This is a genomic window from Lysobacter olei (assembly GCF_054777355.1).
The window spans coordinates 1-555 of record NZ_BAAHAT010000037.1 but is presented as its reverse complement, the minus strand read 5'-3'; the positions used below and the strand labels follow the sequence as shown (position 1 = coordinate 555).

The window sequence follows — 555 nt, the reverse complement described above, 5'->3', positions numbered from 1 at the left end:
GGGGGAGAAAGTATTTCTACTACGACGAAATATCAAAACCACGAAACTAAATGACAAACTGGATCATCGAAAGATAGGACCATTCAAGATTTTAGAGAAACTCGGACAAGTTAATTATAAACTCCAACTGCCGACACATATGAAAATACACCTAGTATTTCATGTCTCATTAATTGAAAAAGCACCCTAAAACGCCAAACCATACGAACCGGAAATACAAGAAGAAAACCAAGAACAAGAATATAAAGTGGAAAGAATCCTAGACGAGAAAAGGATTAGCGGAAACCTTCACTACCTAGTGAAATGGAAAGGCTACGACAATTCAGAAAATACTTACGAGCCTATGAGGAACCTTCGGAACGCGACTCAGGCGATTGAGAAGTATCACCAGATGAGAGATTTGCAATCAAAACCTCCAAGGAAGGATCCGGAGACACGGAGGAACCTAGGATAGCCTCATCTCGACGAATAAGACCCGAGACAGCGGAGAGAGAAGCCGTTATATAAATACGGATTTACTAATTTTCCTCTATAATAGTAGATAACTCTTTTTAA

2 protein-coding genes are annotated in these 555 nt (G+C 39.5%); both read left to right on the top strand.

Features of this window, described 5'->3' with window-relative positions; all coding sequences use genetic code 11:
• Nucleotides 1-31: 31 nt before the first annotated feature.
• The gene (locus ACYVBS_RS14705; protein ID WP_460824504.1) at nucleotides 32-190 is read left to right on the top strand and encodes a hypothetical protein; all 159 of its coding nucleotides are present in this window, start codon (nucleotides 32-34) and stop codon (nucleotides 188-190) included.
• A gap of 57 nt (nucleotides 191-247) precedes the next feature.
• Nucleotides 248-454 (top strand): chromo domain-containing protein, encoded by a 207-nt coding sequence (locus tag ACYVBS_RS14700; RefSeq protein ID WP_460824502.1) that lies wholly within the window; start codon nucleotides 248-250, stop codon nucleotides 452-454.
• Nucleotides 455-555: the final 101 nt, after the last annotated feature.